At 53.8% G+C, this 13,254-nt stretch carries 17 protein-coding genes and 1 tRNA gene; 11 read left to right on the forward strand and 7 right to left on the reverse strand.

The features are described 5' to 3' along the window. Positions 1-10: 10 nt before the first annotated feature. On the reverse strand, positions 11-571 hold the full coding sequence (locus tag M7R55_RS11370; protein WP_298220650.1) for a Smr/MutS family protein: 561 nt from the start codon (positions 569-571) through the stop codon (positions 11-13). A 107-nt stretch (positions 572-678) separates the two neighbouring features. Here M7R55_RS11370 and surE point away from each other — a divergent pair, with 107 nt between their 5' ends. From surE to M7R55_RS11390, 4 genes are all read left to right on the forward strand, one after another. After that, positions 679-1,443 (forward strand): 5'/3'-nucleotidase SurE, encoded by a 765-nt coding sequence (gene surE, locus M7R55_RS11375; RefSeq protein WP_298220652.1) that lies wholly within the window; start codon positions 679-681, stop codon positions 1,441-1,443. Positions 1,444-1,604: 161 nt separating this feature from the next. Then, on the forward strand, positions 1,605-2,219 hold the full coding sequence (locus M7R55_RS11380; RefSeq protein ID WP_298220680.1) for a protein-L-isoaspartate(D-aspartate) O-methyltransferase: 615 nt from the start codon (positions 1,605-1,607) through the stop codon (positions 2,217-2,219). Further along, complete coding sequence (locus M7R55_RS11385; protein ID WP_298220654.1) at positions 2,216-2,803, forward strand: YqaA family protein; 588 nt, start codon at positions 2,216-2,218, stop codon at positions 2,801-2,803. The genes M7R55_RS11380 and M7R55_RS11385 overlap by 4 nt, the downstream gene beginning before the upstream one ends. A 24-nt stretch (positions 2,804-2,827) precedes the next feature. Further along, positions 2,828-3,610 (forward strand): peptidoglycan DD-metalloendopeptidase family protein, encoded by a 783-nt coding sequence (locus M7R55_RS11390; RefSeq protein ID WP_298220656.1) that lies wholly within the window; start codon positions 2,828-2,830, stop codon positions 3,608-3,610. 12 nt (positions 3,611-3,622) lie between these two features. Here the strand turns inward: M7R55_RS11390 and M7R55_RS11395 are convergent, their stop codons facing one another. Then, on the reverse strand, positions 3,623-4,522 hold the full coding sequence (locus tag M7R55_RS11395; protein WP_298220658.1) for a WYL domain-containing protein: 900 nt from the start codon (positions 4,520-4,522) through the stop codon (positions 3,623-3,625). 249 nt (positions 4,523-4,771) lie between these two features. Between M7R55_RS11395 and M7R55_RS11400 the strand changes: the two genes are divergently transcribed. Further along, positions 4,772-5,104: a hypothetical protein gene (locus tag M7R55_RS11400; RefSeq protein ID WP_298220661.1), complete on the forward strand. Its 333-nt coding sequence runs from the start codon at positions 4,772-4,774 to the stop codon at positions 5,102-5,104. A 22-nt stretch (positions 5,105-5,126) separates the two neighbouring features. On the opposite strand, the gene M7R55_RS11405 is transcribed toward M7R55_RS11400, so the two are convergent. The 3 genes from M7R55_RS11405 to M7R55_RS11415 form a co-directional block, all read right to left on the reverse strand. Beyond that, a complete protein-coding gene (locus M7R55_RS11405; RefSeq protein WP_298220663.1) occupies positions 5,127-6,092 on the reverse strand; it encodes a zinc transporter ZntB in 966 nt (321 codons plus the stop codon). A 61-nt stretch (positions 6,093-6,153) separates the two neighbouring features. Further along, positions 6,154-6,747, reverse strand: coding sequence for a methyltransferase (locus M7R55_RS11410; protein WP_298220665.1), 594 nt, complete (start codon positions 6,745-6,747; stop codon positions 6,154-6,156). 73 nt (positions 6,748-6,820) lie between these two features. Next, the gene (locus M7R55_RS11415; protein ID WP_298220667.1) at positions 6,821-7,279 is read right to left on the reverse strand and encodes a transcriptional repressor; all 459 of its coding nucleotides are present in this window, start codon (positions 7,277-7,279) and stop codon (positions 6,821-6,823) included. Between the two features lie 250 nt (positions 7,280-7,529). Between M7R55_RS11415 and M7R55_RS11420 the strand changes: the two genes are divergently transcribed. The 3 genes from M7R55_RS11420 to M7R55_RS11430 all read left to right on the forward strand — a co-directional run bounded on the left by M7R55_RS11420 (position 7,530) and on the right by M7R55_RS11430 (position 9,871). Further along, on the forward strand, positions 7,530-8,552 hold the full coding sequence (locus M7R55_RS11420) for an MBL fold metallo-hydrolase (RefSeq protein ID WP_298220668.1): 1,023 nt from the start codon (positions 7,530-7,532) through the stop codon (positions 8,550-8,552). A gap of 138 nt (positions 8,553-8,690) precedes the next feature. Then, on the forward strand, positions 8,691-9,215 hold the full coding sequence (locus M7R55_RS11425; RefSeq protein WP_298220670.1) for a YeeE/YedE thiosulfate transporter family protein: 525 nt from the start codon (positions 8,691-8,693) through the stop codon (positions 9,213-9,215). After that, positions 9,215-9,871 (forward strand): DUF6691 family protein, encoded by a 657-nt coding sequence (locus M7R55_RS11430; RefSeq protein WP_298220672.1) that lies wholly within the window; start codon positions 9,215-9,217, stop codon positions 9,869-9,871. The genes M7R55_RS11425 and M7R55_RS11430 overlap by 1 nt, the downstream gene beginning before the upstream one ends. 92 nt (positions 9,872-9,963) lie before the next feature. Here M7R55_RS11430 and M7R55_RS11435 read toward each other — a convergent pair whose 3' ends face one another. Then, positions 9,964-10,341 carry a hypothetical protein gene (locus M7R55_RS11435; RefSeq protein ID WP_298220674.1) on the reverse strand — a complete coding sequence of 126 codons (378 nt, stop codon included), beginning with the start codon at positions 10,339-10,341 and terminating at the stop codon, positions 9,964-9,966. A 28-nt stretch (positions 10,342-10,369) separates the two neighbouring features. Here M7R55_RS11435 and M7R55_RS11440 point away from each other — a divergent pair, with 28 nt between their 5' ends. Both M7R55_RS11440 and M7R55_RS11445 read left to right on the forward strand, forming a co-directional pair. Beyond that, a complete protein-coding gene (locus tag M7R55_RS11440; protein ID WP_298220676.1) occupies positions 10,370-11,095 on the forward strand; it encodes a hypothetical protein in 726 nt (241 codons plus the stop codon). A gap of 135 nt (positions 11,096-11,230) precedes the next feature. Continuing rightward, the gene (locus M7R55_RS11445; RefSeq protein WP_298220678.1) at positions 11,231-12,220 is read left to right on the forward strand and encodes a rhodanese-like domain-containing protein; all 990 of its coding nucleotides are present in this window, start codon (positions 11,231-11,233) and stop codon (positions 12,218-12,220) included. Positions 12,221-12,844: 624 nt separating this feature from the next. Here the strand turns inward: M7R55_RS11445 and M7R55_RS11450 are convergent. Next, positions 12,845-12,931, reverse strand: a tRNA-Leu gene (locus M7R55_RS11450). 149 nt (positions 12,932-13,080) lie between these two features. On the opposite strand from M7R55_RS11450, the gene M7R55_RS11455 reads away from it, so the two are divergent. After that, a partial coding sequence (locus M7R55_RS11455; RefSeq protein WP_298217639.1) for a helix-turn-helix domain-containing protein occupies positions 13,081-13,254 on the forward strand: 174 nt, incomplete at its 3' end.

Below are 13,254 nucleotides of genomic sequence, written 5' to 3' on the forward strand. Positions count from 1 at the left end.
ATTTCTGGGATTAGGACTTGCGTAACAATACGTAAATTGCGCCTGTGCCGCCATCATGCGGCGGTGCTGAGCAGAAGGCGATGACATCATCTCTCTGAGGCAGCCAGTGGTTCACCATGCGTTTGAGAACGGGAACCTGCCCAATCGATCGGTTGCCTTTGCCGTGAACGATGCGGACACAGCATCGCACGTCCCGGCGTTGCGCCAGGAAAAATCGAGCGATGCTGTTTCTCGCTTCGTCGATGCTCATGCCGTGCAAATCGAGACTGGCCGCAACGCTGAATTGGCCGCGTCTCAACTTTCTCAGTAGCGGAGGAGGGCTGTCTGGCCGAAGATAACTCAAGGTCTCACCGTGTTCGATGGGTTCTTCCAGCGCGAATCCATCGGATAGATGCTGGTCGATGAAATCGCTGAGCCGCTCTGGAATCACCTTCCTGTGACCGGGTTTTGGTGGTGCGTCATCCACCACGACACAAGCATTTGCGACCGGCTCAACCGAGCCTACAGCCTCGTGAAACAAGGCGATATCCTCAGGGGCGAGTGGTGCTGTTTTTTTGCTGCTTTTCGCCATTGCTCATGCCATGAAATAACTTTGTTCGATTTTAGTTCAAGTGCGAGGTGTAAAGCAGCCGCCGCACCGGTATCCTTATGCCCTCGTTATCGTTTGGATGCAAATTCATGAATATTCTGGTCAGTAATGACGATGGTTACCTCTCGCCAGGGATACGGATTTTGGCCGAGCGCCTTAAAGCGCTGGGGCATGTAACGATTGTGGCACCGGATCGAGACCGCAGCGGTGCATCCAACAGCCTGACGCTGAGCCGCCCGTTGAGACCCCGACTGGTCGAGCCGGATGTCTGGGCGGTGGATGGTACACCAACCGATTGTGTTCATCTGGCGATACAAGGTTTGCTGCCCGTGGTGCCCGATATTGTTGTTTCCGGCATCAACCATGGTTCGAATCTGGGTGATGATGTGTTGTACTCGGGCACGGTTGCTGCAGCCACAGAGGGCCGTTCGCTTGGATTGCCGGCGATTGCCGTTTCCAACGCGGCACATCACCCAGAGCATTTGAGTGTTGCCGCCGATGCGGTCGTGGATTTGGTCTGCCGCCTAGTGAATCACCCCCTGCCCGCGTTTACACTGCTGAATGTCAACGTGCCGGATTTACCGGCCGATCAGATCAAACCCATGCTCGCCACCCGTTTGGGTCGCCGCCATCCTTCATCGGGGATCGTTCGTGATCGAGATCCTCGTGATCGGGAAATCTTCTGGATTGGTGCTGCGGGCGAAGGTGCGGATGCAAGCGAAGGCACGGACTTTGCCGCTGTCGCGGCCGGACACATCTCGGTTACCCCGGTGCAATTCGATATGACGCGGCACAGCGCCATACCCGGTGTCGCCGACTGGTTGGCTGAACCCGTGTGTGCTTTGCCCAAATGACATCGTCTGATTTTCCACGTCTGAAGAAGATATTGTCTTCATCAGGCAAGCCAGAACTGCGTGTGCACGAGAAGACGGCAAAGAAAACGGCTCGTCAAGTTGAAGTCGAGCTTCCGCCTTATTCCAAACGAGGGCCGGACTATACCTGGGCACGTGGCGCCATGATCGAACGAGTGCGGCAGCAGGGCGTAACCAACCCCAAGGTTCTGACCGCGATGAACACCTTGGCACGCGAGGCATTTGTCGATGAAGCCCTGCGGATGCGGGTATATGACGATTGCTCGTTGCCCATCGGGCAAGGACAGACATTATCCCAGCCTTATATTGTGGGGCGGATGTCCGAGCTGCTTCTGGGGGCGAGTATCCCGGTGAAACGGGTGTTGGAGGTCGGCACCGGTTCGGGGTATCAGGCCGCTGTGCTTGCTCAATGTGGTTGTGCGGTGTTCACGATCGAACGGATCGGGACTTTTCTTGACGTGGCCAAGGCCCGTCACCGCAGGCTGGGATTGTTGAATATCCGTTATTTGCACCGAGATGGTTTCAAGGGATGGCCTTCGCAGGCTCCATTCGATGGAATCATCGTGACCGCGGCGCCACCAACCATTCCCGATGAGCTTAAAGTGCAGCTGGCCGTCGGCGGTCGACTCATTGTGCCGGTTGGTGCGCAGGGTGGGGCCCAGCGACTTACCGTGATTACCCGTACCGAAACGGACTTCAGGAGTCAGTTTTTCGATGCGGTCAGTTTTGTCCCCATGCTTCATGGAGAACAGTCTTGAGACTATTTGGCGCTCTTTACGATCGAGTTTTATCCTGGTCAGCGCATCGACATGCGCCAGTTGCACTGGGCGGACTAAGCTTCGCGGAATCCTCGTTTTTCCCGATTCCTCCCGATGTCATGCTGCTTCCAATGGCCATGGCCCGCCCGCGCTGTTGGTGGCAGTTTGCGACCATTGCAACCGTCTTTTCTGCCGTTGGCGGCCTATTCGGGTATTTGATCGGCTGGCTGGCAATTGATTGGCTGATGCCCTATATCCAGCAATGGGGCTATGGTTCGGTTTTTGAAAAAGCCAGACTCTGGTTTGATGAGTGGGGATTCTGGGCGATCATCGTGGCGGGTTTTTCACCCATTCCCTATAAGGCGTTTACGATTACGGCCGGTGCGCTGACCATGAATCCGGCCTTGTTTTTTGTCGCTTCTCTGGCCGGGCGAGGCGGGCGGTTTTATCTGGTCGCCGGGTTGATCGCCTGGGCCGGGCCGAAGATTGCCCCCAAGCTCCGCCACTATATTGAGTGGCTGGGTTGGTTGACGGTCGCTTTACTGGCCATCGCCGTGATTCTATGGCGATGGACGAAATACTGACCGAATGGAGTGCATTATCCCATCGTGAACCAGTTATCGCGTCTTGCTGCCCGTATGGGGCCCGTCCGGATGGCATGGGTTGGGTTGCTGCTTGGCGTGATCACCTTGTCGGGCTGCGCCACAGGGTCTCATTTTGATCGGTGGGCAGGGCAAGAAGCTTCGGCCATAGGCGTTCGACCGGGGGACACGCTCTACTCCATTGCCGTGGCGAATGATCTGGATTGGCGTGATGTCGCGCGTTGGAACGGCATCCGCAATCCGCGTGATTTGCGTGCGGGGCAAATACTGAGACTGACGCCGCCAGGGCAAACCGCACGAGCCGCCGCAAACACGACGACACAAGCCGTTCCACATCAACCTTCGGCCACGAAACCGACCTCCCAATCAGCCTCAACCCGCTCCAATGCCTCCGTTTCGTCTCAGGGCGTGGCTTGGCAGTGGCCGGTTAACGGACGTGTTCTGAGTCGGTTTATTGACCAAAGCAAGCAGCAAAAGGGGTTGATTCTGGCAGGTCAAATCGGAGAACCTGTTCGTGCCAGCGCAGCCGGGGAAGTGGTTTATGCCGGCAATGGTCTGCCTGGATACGGTAATCTCTTGATCATCAAGCATGATTCGACATGGCTATCGGCTTATGGTTACAACCGCAGCCTTCTAGTGAAGGAGGGGCAGTCCGTTCAGATAGGGCAAGTCGTGGCGACCATGGGGCGGCGAGATGGGCGTGCAAAGGATAAAACCGGCAGTTTGTTGTTCCAGATACGTCGGGATGGTAAACCCGTCGATCCCATGGCCTATTTGCCCAGTCGCTAGCACCCGCCCGAATTAACACCCATTTTCTGCAGGCGTGTTGTTGTTCCACAAAAACGGTTGAACCTGTTCCGGGTTTTTCAGGATGATCTGCTGGATTTTCGGGTCGGGGTGTTGCCGTTCGGGCTCAATTTGCATCAACCGCAAGAAGTAGGGCAGTAAAGCCTGACGAACGGGCTCGCAACGTGTTCCATCGACCATTCCGTAGTCCTCGGCCAGAATCATTCGCTGGCTTTCCGGAAGGTCCGGGTGCGGCTCGATGATCACATCAATGGTTTGATGCCATGCCTCATCGTGATCGCCCGTGATCGCAGTTTCATTCAGCAATTGGGGCGCCTCTCCCCTGAATCGTGCCAATACGAAATCACGGTATGCCTGATGCGTATCACTGAATGCGCGCACATGCCAGCGGAAACCACTGAACACCAAATGATGCGGCGAGAGGGTCAACTCGGTTGGTTCATTGCGATTCATGGACTGGTACGCAGCCTTGAGTTTGCGTTTTTGGCAGATGGCCTGACTCACAGCCTTCAGAACCGACCAATCCAGTTGACGATCCAGGGGCTGTACCACCTGGATGGCTGGCAAAGTGGCAGCCAGGGTAACCACGGGTGTTTGTTGTGGATTAACCACCTGCAGGGCATTGAGTACATCCGTGGCCGAACCGGTGAGCAGTAGCGGGGTGAACGTGTCACCAGCCTCATAATATTTCAGTGATTTGTTGTACTTGAGGTTATCGGGGCGAAGGTTCATGTACACCGCAAAATCCTTGGATGCCTGAGCCCGACTGATGCTGAACGTCTCGACGAGCGCCTGCGTGCGCACCCAACCCGTGAGCAACAGTGTGCTTTCCAATAGCGTGAGGCGTTGTCGAACATCCCATTTCAGGGCCGCGATTTCAGCGTGATTAAGCATGGTCTTTTGTGTGTGCCGGTAGATGATTTTTCAGCCCTTACGAATCCGGTACACGCCCGTATTCGTGGGCGGGACATCCATGTCCCGCATAACAGGCTGCTGAAATACTCATTTCAGCAGCCTGTTATGCATCATTGTGCCGTAAATACAACATGTGTCAATAAACTTGACTAAACAATATTGACGCATCTCGATCAAGTGTCTACTATCTATTCGTGTAGATTAAATAGACACACATGGAGATTAATCATGGGTCACGTACTTGATACCGCCACACATACTGCATCGATTGAATGGGCTGAAGTTTATGCAGCCTGCCGGCTGCATCTTGGGGGAATTTCTTATGCGCGTTTCATCGAAGCGCCCGAAGAGGTTCTGAATTGTTTGGGGATGCATGACGCATTGGAGATTATGGCGGCAGGGTTTCTGCCGTTGTTGCCCGCTCAGGCGAAGGTGCGGCAAGAAATCGATGACCCAAAGCCTGTCCCGAAGGTGTCGACAGCACGTTTTGATCATAAAAAAACAATTCTACGAGCCACTGGTGTTCGGGCATTATCCAAGTTGATGTCTCGTGCCTCTTGAGTTGAGCAAGCGGCGCGAGCGGTCAGAACAATCGGGCGCGTTTGAACAGGTAGATGAGAACGGCGCCCAGTGCCCCCAGTAGCAGAGCGAAGATACTGAAGGCCCACGGATGCCCCTGATTGCCCGGAATACCGTCGATGTTGACCCCGAACAGGCCGGTAATGAACGTCAACGGCAGGAAAATGGCTGATAGCGCAGTGAGGAAGGTCAGTTGTTTGTTCAGTTCATTGTTGGAGCGGGTCTGCAACTGTTCCTGAATAATGCGCATTTGGTCTCGGGAGGCATCCAGTACCTCAAGATAGCGAGTCAGTCTGTTTTCCGCTTCGCGCAGGCGCTGGATCGGCCCTTTCTTCATCCAGATCAGATGGCTGCCGATAACGGTGAGCAATGCATCCCTTTGAGGGCCCAGATAACGCCGCAACGTGAGAATCATCGTGCGCAGATCGGCCAGGTCGCGGTCGGACACCGGTTCGACATCTTCACTGATTAGCATGATTTTCTCGTAATTGCCGGTGAGTTCGTCGATTTCTTCGATCGTATCCAGCATGTTGTCGTTCAGAAGTTCAACGAGCCGCGTGACAAATTGCCCGGCATCTTTGGGCGCATTGTTTGTTTCCATATCGCGCTGCAACGTATTGACTGCCCGCAAGGTGCGCAGATGAGTGCTGATGATGAGCTTTGGCGTGATCCAGAGCCGGATGCCGATCATGTCGTCTGGCTCTTGCCCCGGGTTGTGATTGATGCCACGCAGCGTCAGCAGCAGGCCTTGATCGAGAATCAAGGCGCGTGGTCGAGTCACTCCAGCCAAAAGGGTGTCCTGAACCGTGCTGTCCAGATCGACTTGACTACGTATCCATTCCTGGGCTTCAGGCTGGGCGTAATTCAGGTGCACCCAGACTGGTCCCGCGCAGGGCGTTTCATCTGAAAGGGGAAGCAGGCGCGCTGTGCCATCGCCCTGCACATGCCAGGTATAGAAATCAGTCGTCACTGGAAATACTCTCGATCGGATGATGAATGTCGGTTAAACGTCAAGGCAAACCTGGAAAAGTCTAAGATTTGATTGCTCGATGAATGGTGTAGCTCTGGCCCTGTTTGATTTTTTCGTAGTTGCCGAACTGTTCCTTGAATGTGCGTTTGAAGTAGTCGCGCAACCCGTTGATACTCACAAACCAGATATCCCCGCCGGGGTTGAGCGCCTCGGCAGCATCCCAGAGCATGATCGACCACATCTCCTTGCCCACCTTGGCAGGGACGTTCGATACGATTCGATCCACATGTTGTTGGCCGCGCAGGGCATCGAGACCGTTGCTGGGCTTGACGACGACGTTGCCCAAATGATTGAGTTTGGCATTGCTTGCCGCAAATGCGCAGGCGACGAAATCCTTGTCGAGCAAAATCACTTCTGCTTTGGGTTGGGCCTTTGCGAGGGCCAGCCCGATCGGTCCATAGCCGCATCCCAGATCCACAATAGTCTGGCCGGGTTCCGGCGCATTTAGAAAACCCATCAGTAAACGTGTGCCTTCGTCGATTTCACGCGGGGAGAACAATCCCCAGGTGGAATGCAGCGTGAGCGATTGATTCATCAGCGTGGTGGTTTGAACCAGATCGGCACGTAGTTGGGCTATTTCTTGGGGTGTAGGCATGAGAAGACCAGATGTGGCGGAAATGACGGGGGATATTTTAGCTTGAAGTCAGCAGTGATGCGGACTTCTTTCATCACTGCCTTTGGCAGGTCGCGCATAGACCGTGCAGCTCTATGGACTGGTGCGTCACTTTGAATTTCTCCGCAAGAGTGAGCGCACTCAGGATGCCATTGAGGGGCTCGCTGGCTGCTTCGTTAATCGTGCCGCATTGGTCGCAGATCATCAAAATGGCCTGATGCTGCATGTCCGGATGATGGCAGCCGATGAATGCATTCAAACTCTCGATGCGGTGAATCAACCCGTGTGCCAGCAAAAAATCAAGTGCGCGATAAACGGTGGGCGGCTTGATCAGGCTGCCTTCGCTTGAGAGCCGAGCAATCAAATCATAGGCTTTCGTCGCCTCGTGGTTCGCCCATATTTCCGTCAGCACGGCACGCCGGATGGGGGTTAATCGCGCGCCACGTGCAAGACAAACCTCTTCAGCATGTGCAAGTGCGAAGGTGGCGCAGTCGTGGTGATTGAGACAACTCATGGGGTCTGGTCGTGTCCTTGGAGCGAGGAGGTAATGATTCCGGTTCCGAGCTGGAGATTGGCGTGCAGGCTGTGGTGTCGAAATCGCGGCGAATCGACAAGCAAATCCAGGGGCTCATTTGAAGAATTAATAATCATGGTATTGAAATCTTTCATTGCACTGACCAAGATCATAGCAGGAGTCATGCTTGGTCATCCGGTCGAGTCGACTTATCCAGGTTGGGAGTCAAATAAAAATGAGATCAATCACAATGAAATCAGTTACAGAACGTATGCCCCGTCGACGCTTTTTGCAATCCGTAGGCTTCGTGGCCGGAGCGACCATGTTGCCAGCTGCTTTTTCCGCGCGTGTTTTTGCAGAGGAGAATCTGGTTATTGCCGGGCCAAAGGTGCCTGACATCAAGCCTACCCAGTTGTCTGAGAACGTATTATGCATAGTCTCACCATGGGGTTTCCCCTCTGTTGAAAATCAAGGGATGATGAGTAACGTGACTTTTGTGAACACGAAAAAAGGCGTGGTCATTATCGATAGCGGAGCTTCCCGGCAAATTGGAGAGATGGCCCTGCGCCAGATTCGCCAAATCACGAACGCGCCGGTAGTGGCCGTTATCAACACGCATTATCACGGTGATCACTGGTTAGGGAATCATGCCTTCGTGAATGAGAACCCAGATGTGCCTCTATATGCACACCAGAAAACCATTTCGGCCATCAAGACCGGGCAAGGTGAGTTCTGGCGCAACCTGATGGAGCGTTCGACCGACAACGCCACCGTAGGTACGGCCGTCACGCCGCCGACACTGGCATTGAGCCATGGCGACGTTCTCGATTTCGTTGATACGAAAATCAAGGTGCATTTCTATGGTACGGCACATACGCCCTCCGATATCAGTCTGGAAATCGTGGGGCACAATATCGTTCATGTCGGTGATGTCGCGATGGATAATCGAATCGCATTCATGGACGATGGCAGTTTCCGCGGGACATTCAAAAATTATGATGCGCTGGAAGCGGCGGTGCCGGGGGCATTGTGGATTCCCGCACATGGGCATCCCGGCAAGCAGGTTCTTGCGCACAACCGGGAATTGTTCGAGGGGATTTACCAGTCTGCACAAAAGGCCGTCGAGCAGATGGGCGGGCAGGAATTGGCCAAATCTTTGGCACTTGAAGATCCGCGCGTGAAAAAATACGCACCGGTAACCAAAGGCTTCGACGAAAACATAGGCAAGTACACCTCACTTGCTTACCTCGAAGCTGAGTCGGCTTCATTCTGAAATGCCGTTGAATGAAAAGGCTTTAAGTGCATCAATAGAGGGGGCGAATGGTTCAATCAAACATATCGATTGGGCATTCCCCCTTTATTTAGGCTAAAAGGTCTGATGGCATCGATTAGTAGAGAAAAGGAGTGATATATGTCTGATGGTTCGTCGGTTCGCCCTCTGTGGCCGCCTCTGGTCGCTGGGTTGGTGCTCGGATTGGTTCTTATACTTACCTTCGTTCTCGTCGGGAATGGCGTAGGGGCCTCGGGTACGTTCGCCAGTATTGCCGCCTGGTTGGGGATGCAGATCGCACCGGCGGCAACGCAGTCCAATGGTTATCTCGGCGGCATGGTTGCGAATGGCGCCAACCCGTTTGCGAGCTGGATCGTCGTCGAGGTTGTCGGGGTCGCCATCGGCGCGCTTCTGGCTGCTGCCAGCGCAGGGCGCTTCAAACTGAAAGTCGATACGGGCGCCGGTAAAATCGGGGTTTGGCCGCGTCTTGCCCTCGCCTTGATCGGTGGCGCACTTGCTGGTTTCGGTTCTCGCCTTGCGGCTGGTTGCACGAGCGGTGTCGGTTTGTCCGGTACAGCAATGCTCGGCATCGGTGGATTTGTCTTCCTCGTGGTCTTCTTTTTTGTTGGCCTTGGTATGAGCGCACTGTTGCGGAGGGTCTGGTAATGGATTATGGGGTAGCAGGTACTGCACTGGCTTCGGGGATCTTGTTCGGCTATGTGCTTGAACAGGCGGGTTTCGGGTCTCCGTGCAAGCTGACGGCTCAGTTCCGCCTGACGGACTGGTCTGTCTTCAAGGTCATGTTTACGGCCATCATCGTGGCTTCTCTGGGTATTCTTCTCCTGCAAACCGGAAATTACTTCGGTTCCAAGGGGTTCTTCGTACCAACCACGTTCCTCTGGGCCACGGTTTCCGGGGCTGCCCTGATCGGAGCCGGTTTCGCAATCGGTGGCTATTGCCCTGGCACTTCGGTTGTTGGCTTCATGTCGGGACGGATTGATGGTCTGGTCTTTATGGTGGGCATGGTGCTGGGGATTTTCGGTTTTGCGTCTGTGTACGATAGCGCCCTGATCCAGTCCATTTTGCATTCGGCGCAATTCACTGCCAAAACCTTGCCGCAGTATCTCGGAGTTTCACCTTGGCTGATCTGGGCCGTAATGGTGTTGGTCGCCGTAGGTGGCTTCGCGCTGGGTCGGGTATTAGAGCGCCGGACTCATGGTGTGATTACCGCAGAAGATATCGTGGATGAAACTGATCCGACGATTTCCTTCGATGGAGAGGGTAGTGCGGTACATGGTAATCTTGGTTCGCGTGCAGCTTAAGTATTGTATTGGCTTGTCGCTTTTGAATTAAGTGCGCTGACACTCATGCTGAACATTTCGAATAACGACTTTTAGGGGATTTGATTCATGACTCAACAGGATAAAAAAATGACGCGCTCCAAGTCACGACGTTTTCTCTCCGCTTCCGTTCCGGCGTTGGCCGTAGCGATCACCGCGGCTGCCGTGGCGCCTTCGCCAGTGAGCGTGCTGTCTGTTATTCCGGTAGCCCAGGCCCGTGGCGAGAATCCATGCGCACCGGCGAGTCGGGGAGACAACCCATGTGCGCCAGCCAGTCGTGGCGGCAATCCCTGTACACCGGCCAGTCGTGGTGGCAATCCCTGTGCACCGGCCATTCGCGGCGAGAATCCCTGCGCTCCTGCGAGTCGCGGTGGTAATCCTTGCGCACCATCCGTTCGCGGGGCGAACCCTTGCGCACCTGGTGGCCGATAATCCAGGTTAAATCCAAGCAATTCAAATGATTTCCAGGTTAGTACGTGGTTGAGAACATTCAGTGTGACGATCTCTGCCTTATGCTCGCTGGATGATTATCGGGATTGGCTGATTCAGCTTCCTGAGCCGGATTTCGACGAGCTCGTGTCTGCGGCTCAGGAATTTTTCGATATCAATCAGGCTCTGATTAATGATCAACAAACGATTCTGGGTGAGTTGCTCAGAGATGAACCTGATTCGCCCGTGCTTCGCTGGCAGCACTATCCCTCAGGAGATGTGTCGGACCCGGATACGGGAGCAATGTATTACTACCATGCGCATGCTGATGGTGAGCGTCCTTGTGATGAGCATGGCCATTTTCATCTGTTTATTCGTCCGGAACCGAGTGCCCGATTCAGCCATTTTGTAGGTGTTTCCATTGATGCGCGAGGTGCCGTACGTTCCCTGTTCACAACCAATCGCTGGGTGACGGACGAGTACTTTCGTTCCGCGAATGATTTGGTTTCCCTGTTGCCCAATACGTTTGTCGTTAATCGTGCACGCCCATCCTGGTTGGTTTCCCGTTGGTTGATGATGTTGGTTCGTTTGTGCGAACCGCATATTCAGCGATTGCTCATCGCGCGGGATGAATTTCTGGGCTGGACCGGGGAAGGTGAGCTGCCGGTTGAGATTGCCGAAGATCGATCAAAACAGGTGTTGAGCGAAGAGTTCATTGATATCTATGCGATTTTAACGATAGTGCAACACATGGGGGTGCAGCGTTATTCGGCATAAAAAAACACACATTGTCACGATCTGGTCGGTGTGTTTTGATAGGCGATGCAACTTTCTGGTTTGCATCTCATGGGGTGGTTGGATGCGCCGTAGGCTATCTGACAGTTAAATGTTCTAAAGAAGGAGTTTTGACGAATGAATTTCAAGAAGTTTGTATTTGTGCCCGCTGTGATCGCGGCATCGTTCGCGGCACAAAGCGCGTTTGCGGTTACTGTGCCGGGGCCGTTAGTTGATCCGGCTTGGCTGAACGCACATTTGAACGACGTCAAGGTGCTGCAGGTCAGTGGCACCATGAAAGATTTCACGACCGCCCCTGAGATCAAAGAGATTAAGGGCAAGAAAGTTGCCGTGACCGTGAGCGGTCATGTACCGGGCGCATCGTTTGTCGATTTCAAGGCGATCCGTGTCACGCGTGACATTGATGGCAAGAAGGTACCGGGTGTTATCCCTGAAAAGGCGGCCTTCGAGAAACTGGTTCAATCATGGGGCGTGAACAAGGATCAGCCCATCGTGATCGTGCCCAAAGGTCTTTCTACTCCAGACGTTGACGAGGCCACTCGTTTGTACTGGCAGTTGAAATACTACGGTCAGGACAACATGGCCATTTTGAACGGCGGTATGGCCCAATGGTTGGCAGACGGCATGCCAGCGGCGACCGATTCACCTGCCGCTTCCGCGGGCAACTGGATTGCTACTGCCGAGCGCAAGAATATTCTTGCGACTTATCAGGATGTCAAAAAAGCCCTTGAACAACCGGGCGCTGTCGAACTTGCCGACGCCCGTCCATCCAACCAGTTCATGGGAGTTTTCACCAAACCCAAAGAACTGTCTGGTCATCTGCCCGGTGCGAAGAACGTTCCGCCAGATCTACTGACCACCGCCGATGGAGCTTCTGCAAGCTTCCTGCCCAAAGCTAGCTATGAATCCATGTTCAAAGCCGTCGGTTTGAATCCGGGTAAGGAGATCATCGACTACTGCAACACCGGTCACCTGGCCTCCGGCCTTTGGTTTGTGACTCATGAAATCGTGGGCGACAAGAAAGCCCGTCTTTATGATGGTTCTATCGTTGAGTACAGCATGTACGATGGTGCCAAGATGACAGACCCCGCCAAGCTGAGTAAGTAATCTTCCATTAAGGAAGCTCTGAATAATTCCATCCTGGAATGTTCAGAGGGCGAAAATCAAAAAATGTGTTTTTTGATTTTCCTCATGAGCAATCACGCTTGTGATCGTCCATTGGAAGCACGTCTCTGCGCCGCACTAAGGCTCTGATTTAATCTGGGATTCCTTGACTCGTTGACTGCTTTAACGATTGGTGGTTTCAATGACCACATACAAATATCGCCGCATGATGCTGCTTGAAATCGAAAGCATCTGGTGTAAACAGCATAAGCAGGGCGTCAGATGCGGTCAGCTCAAAGTTCGAAGGTGTCAAATAATTTGTGTAACTGAGTTTAGTTAGGCACCCGGTCACCGTACAGAATGACGAACTGATTGAGTGCCGCTTTCCAGTCCCTAATGGGACGAGTCCATTTTCTGGCCACGTTCTTCAGGCCCATAAACATGAGCTTCATGATCGACTTATCGTTCGGATATGCGCCACGGTTCTTCAGCACCTTCCTCATCGAATAATTCAGCGATTCGAAGGAATCTTTTTGGACGCAATAGGCATAAAAACCCGCAAACCTAGGTTTAATGCGGGTTTTGTTAAGATTCTAGGACTGTATGAAACGGTAAAAAATCATCAAATGGTGCCCGGGGCCGGAATCGAACCGGCACGAAGTTGCCTTCGAGAGATTTTAAGTCTCTTGTGTCTACCAGTTTCACCACCCGGGCAAATAACAACACATCATACCGGAATCATAATGGACTGTAAATTTGCTGGTTTACCGTGTGTTAGCCCAAAGCCGTAATGTCCCCTTTGTCCAATTCTAAAATGTCCCCTTTTGGTTTCGGGAGGGGTGATGGCAGAGGAGCATATTACGATGAGTCACCAAGAGGTCGACCGACTGGGGGTAATCCAGCAGGTGGTGGGCAAGCGGCTGCGCCAGGGGGATGCGGCCCTGCAGTTGGGGGTGAGTGCGCGTCAGGTCAAACGCCTGGTGGCCCGCTATCGGGCTGAAGGAGCGGCAGGCCTGGTTTCGCGCCATCGGGGGAAG

The sequence above is a fragment of the Halothiobacillus sp. genome, from assembly GCF_027346185.1.
GTDB lineage: Bacteria > Pseudomonadota > Gammaproteobacteria > Halothiobacillales > Halothiobacillaceae > Halothiobacillus.

Bases quoted from the DNA above. Each gene is read 5' to 3' on its own strand.
- M7R55_RS11430 (WP_298220672.1), top strand. From the start codon at position 9,215: ATGGATTATGGGGTAGCAGGTACTGCACTGGCTTCGGGGATCTTGTTC.
- M7R55_RS11415 (WP_298220667.1), bottom strand. From the start codon at position 7,279: ATGAGTTGTCTCAATCACCACGACTGCGCCACCTTCGCACTTGCACAT.
- M7R55_RS11380 (WP_298220680.1), top strand. From the start codon at position 1,605: ATGATCGAACGAGTGCGGCAGCAGGGCGTAACCAACCCCAAGGTTCTG.
- M7R55_RS11445 (WP_298220678.1), top strand. From the start codon at position 11,231: ATGAATTTCAAGAAGTTTGTATTTGTGCCCGCTGTGATCGCGGCATCG.
- M7R55_RS11420 (WP_298220668.1), top strand. From the start codon at position 7,530: ATGAAATCAGTTACAGAACGTATGCCCCGTCGACGCTTTTTGCAATCC.
- M7R55_RS11395 (WP_298220658.1), bottom strand. From the start codon at position 4,522: ATGCTTAATCACGCTGAAATCGCGGCCCTGAAATGGGATGTTCGACAA.
- M7R55_RS11400 (WP_298220661.1), top strand. From the start codon at position 4,772: ATGGGTCACGTACTTGATACCGCCACACATACTGCATCGATTGAATGG.
- M7R55_RS11410 (WP_298220665.1), bottom strand. From the start codon at position 6,747: ATGCCTACACCCCAAGAAATAGCCCAACTACGTGCCGATCTGGTTCAA.
- M7R55_RS11425 (WP_298220670.1), top strand. From the start codon at position 8,691: ATGTCTGATGGTTCGTCGGTTCGCCCTCTGTGGCCGCCTCTGGTCGCT.
- M7R55_RS11370 (WP_298220650.1), bottom strand. From the start codon at position 571: ATGGCGAAAAGCAGCAAAAAAACAGCACCACTCGCCCCTGAGGATATC.
- surE (WP_298220652.1), top strand. From the start codon at position 679: ATGAATATTCTGGTCAGTAATGACGATGGTTACCTCTCGCCAGGGATA.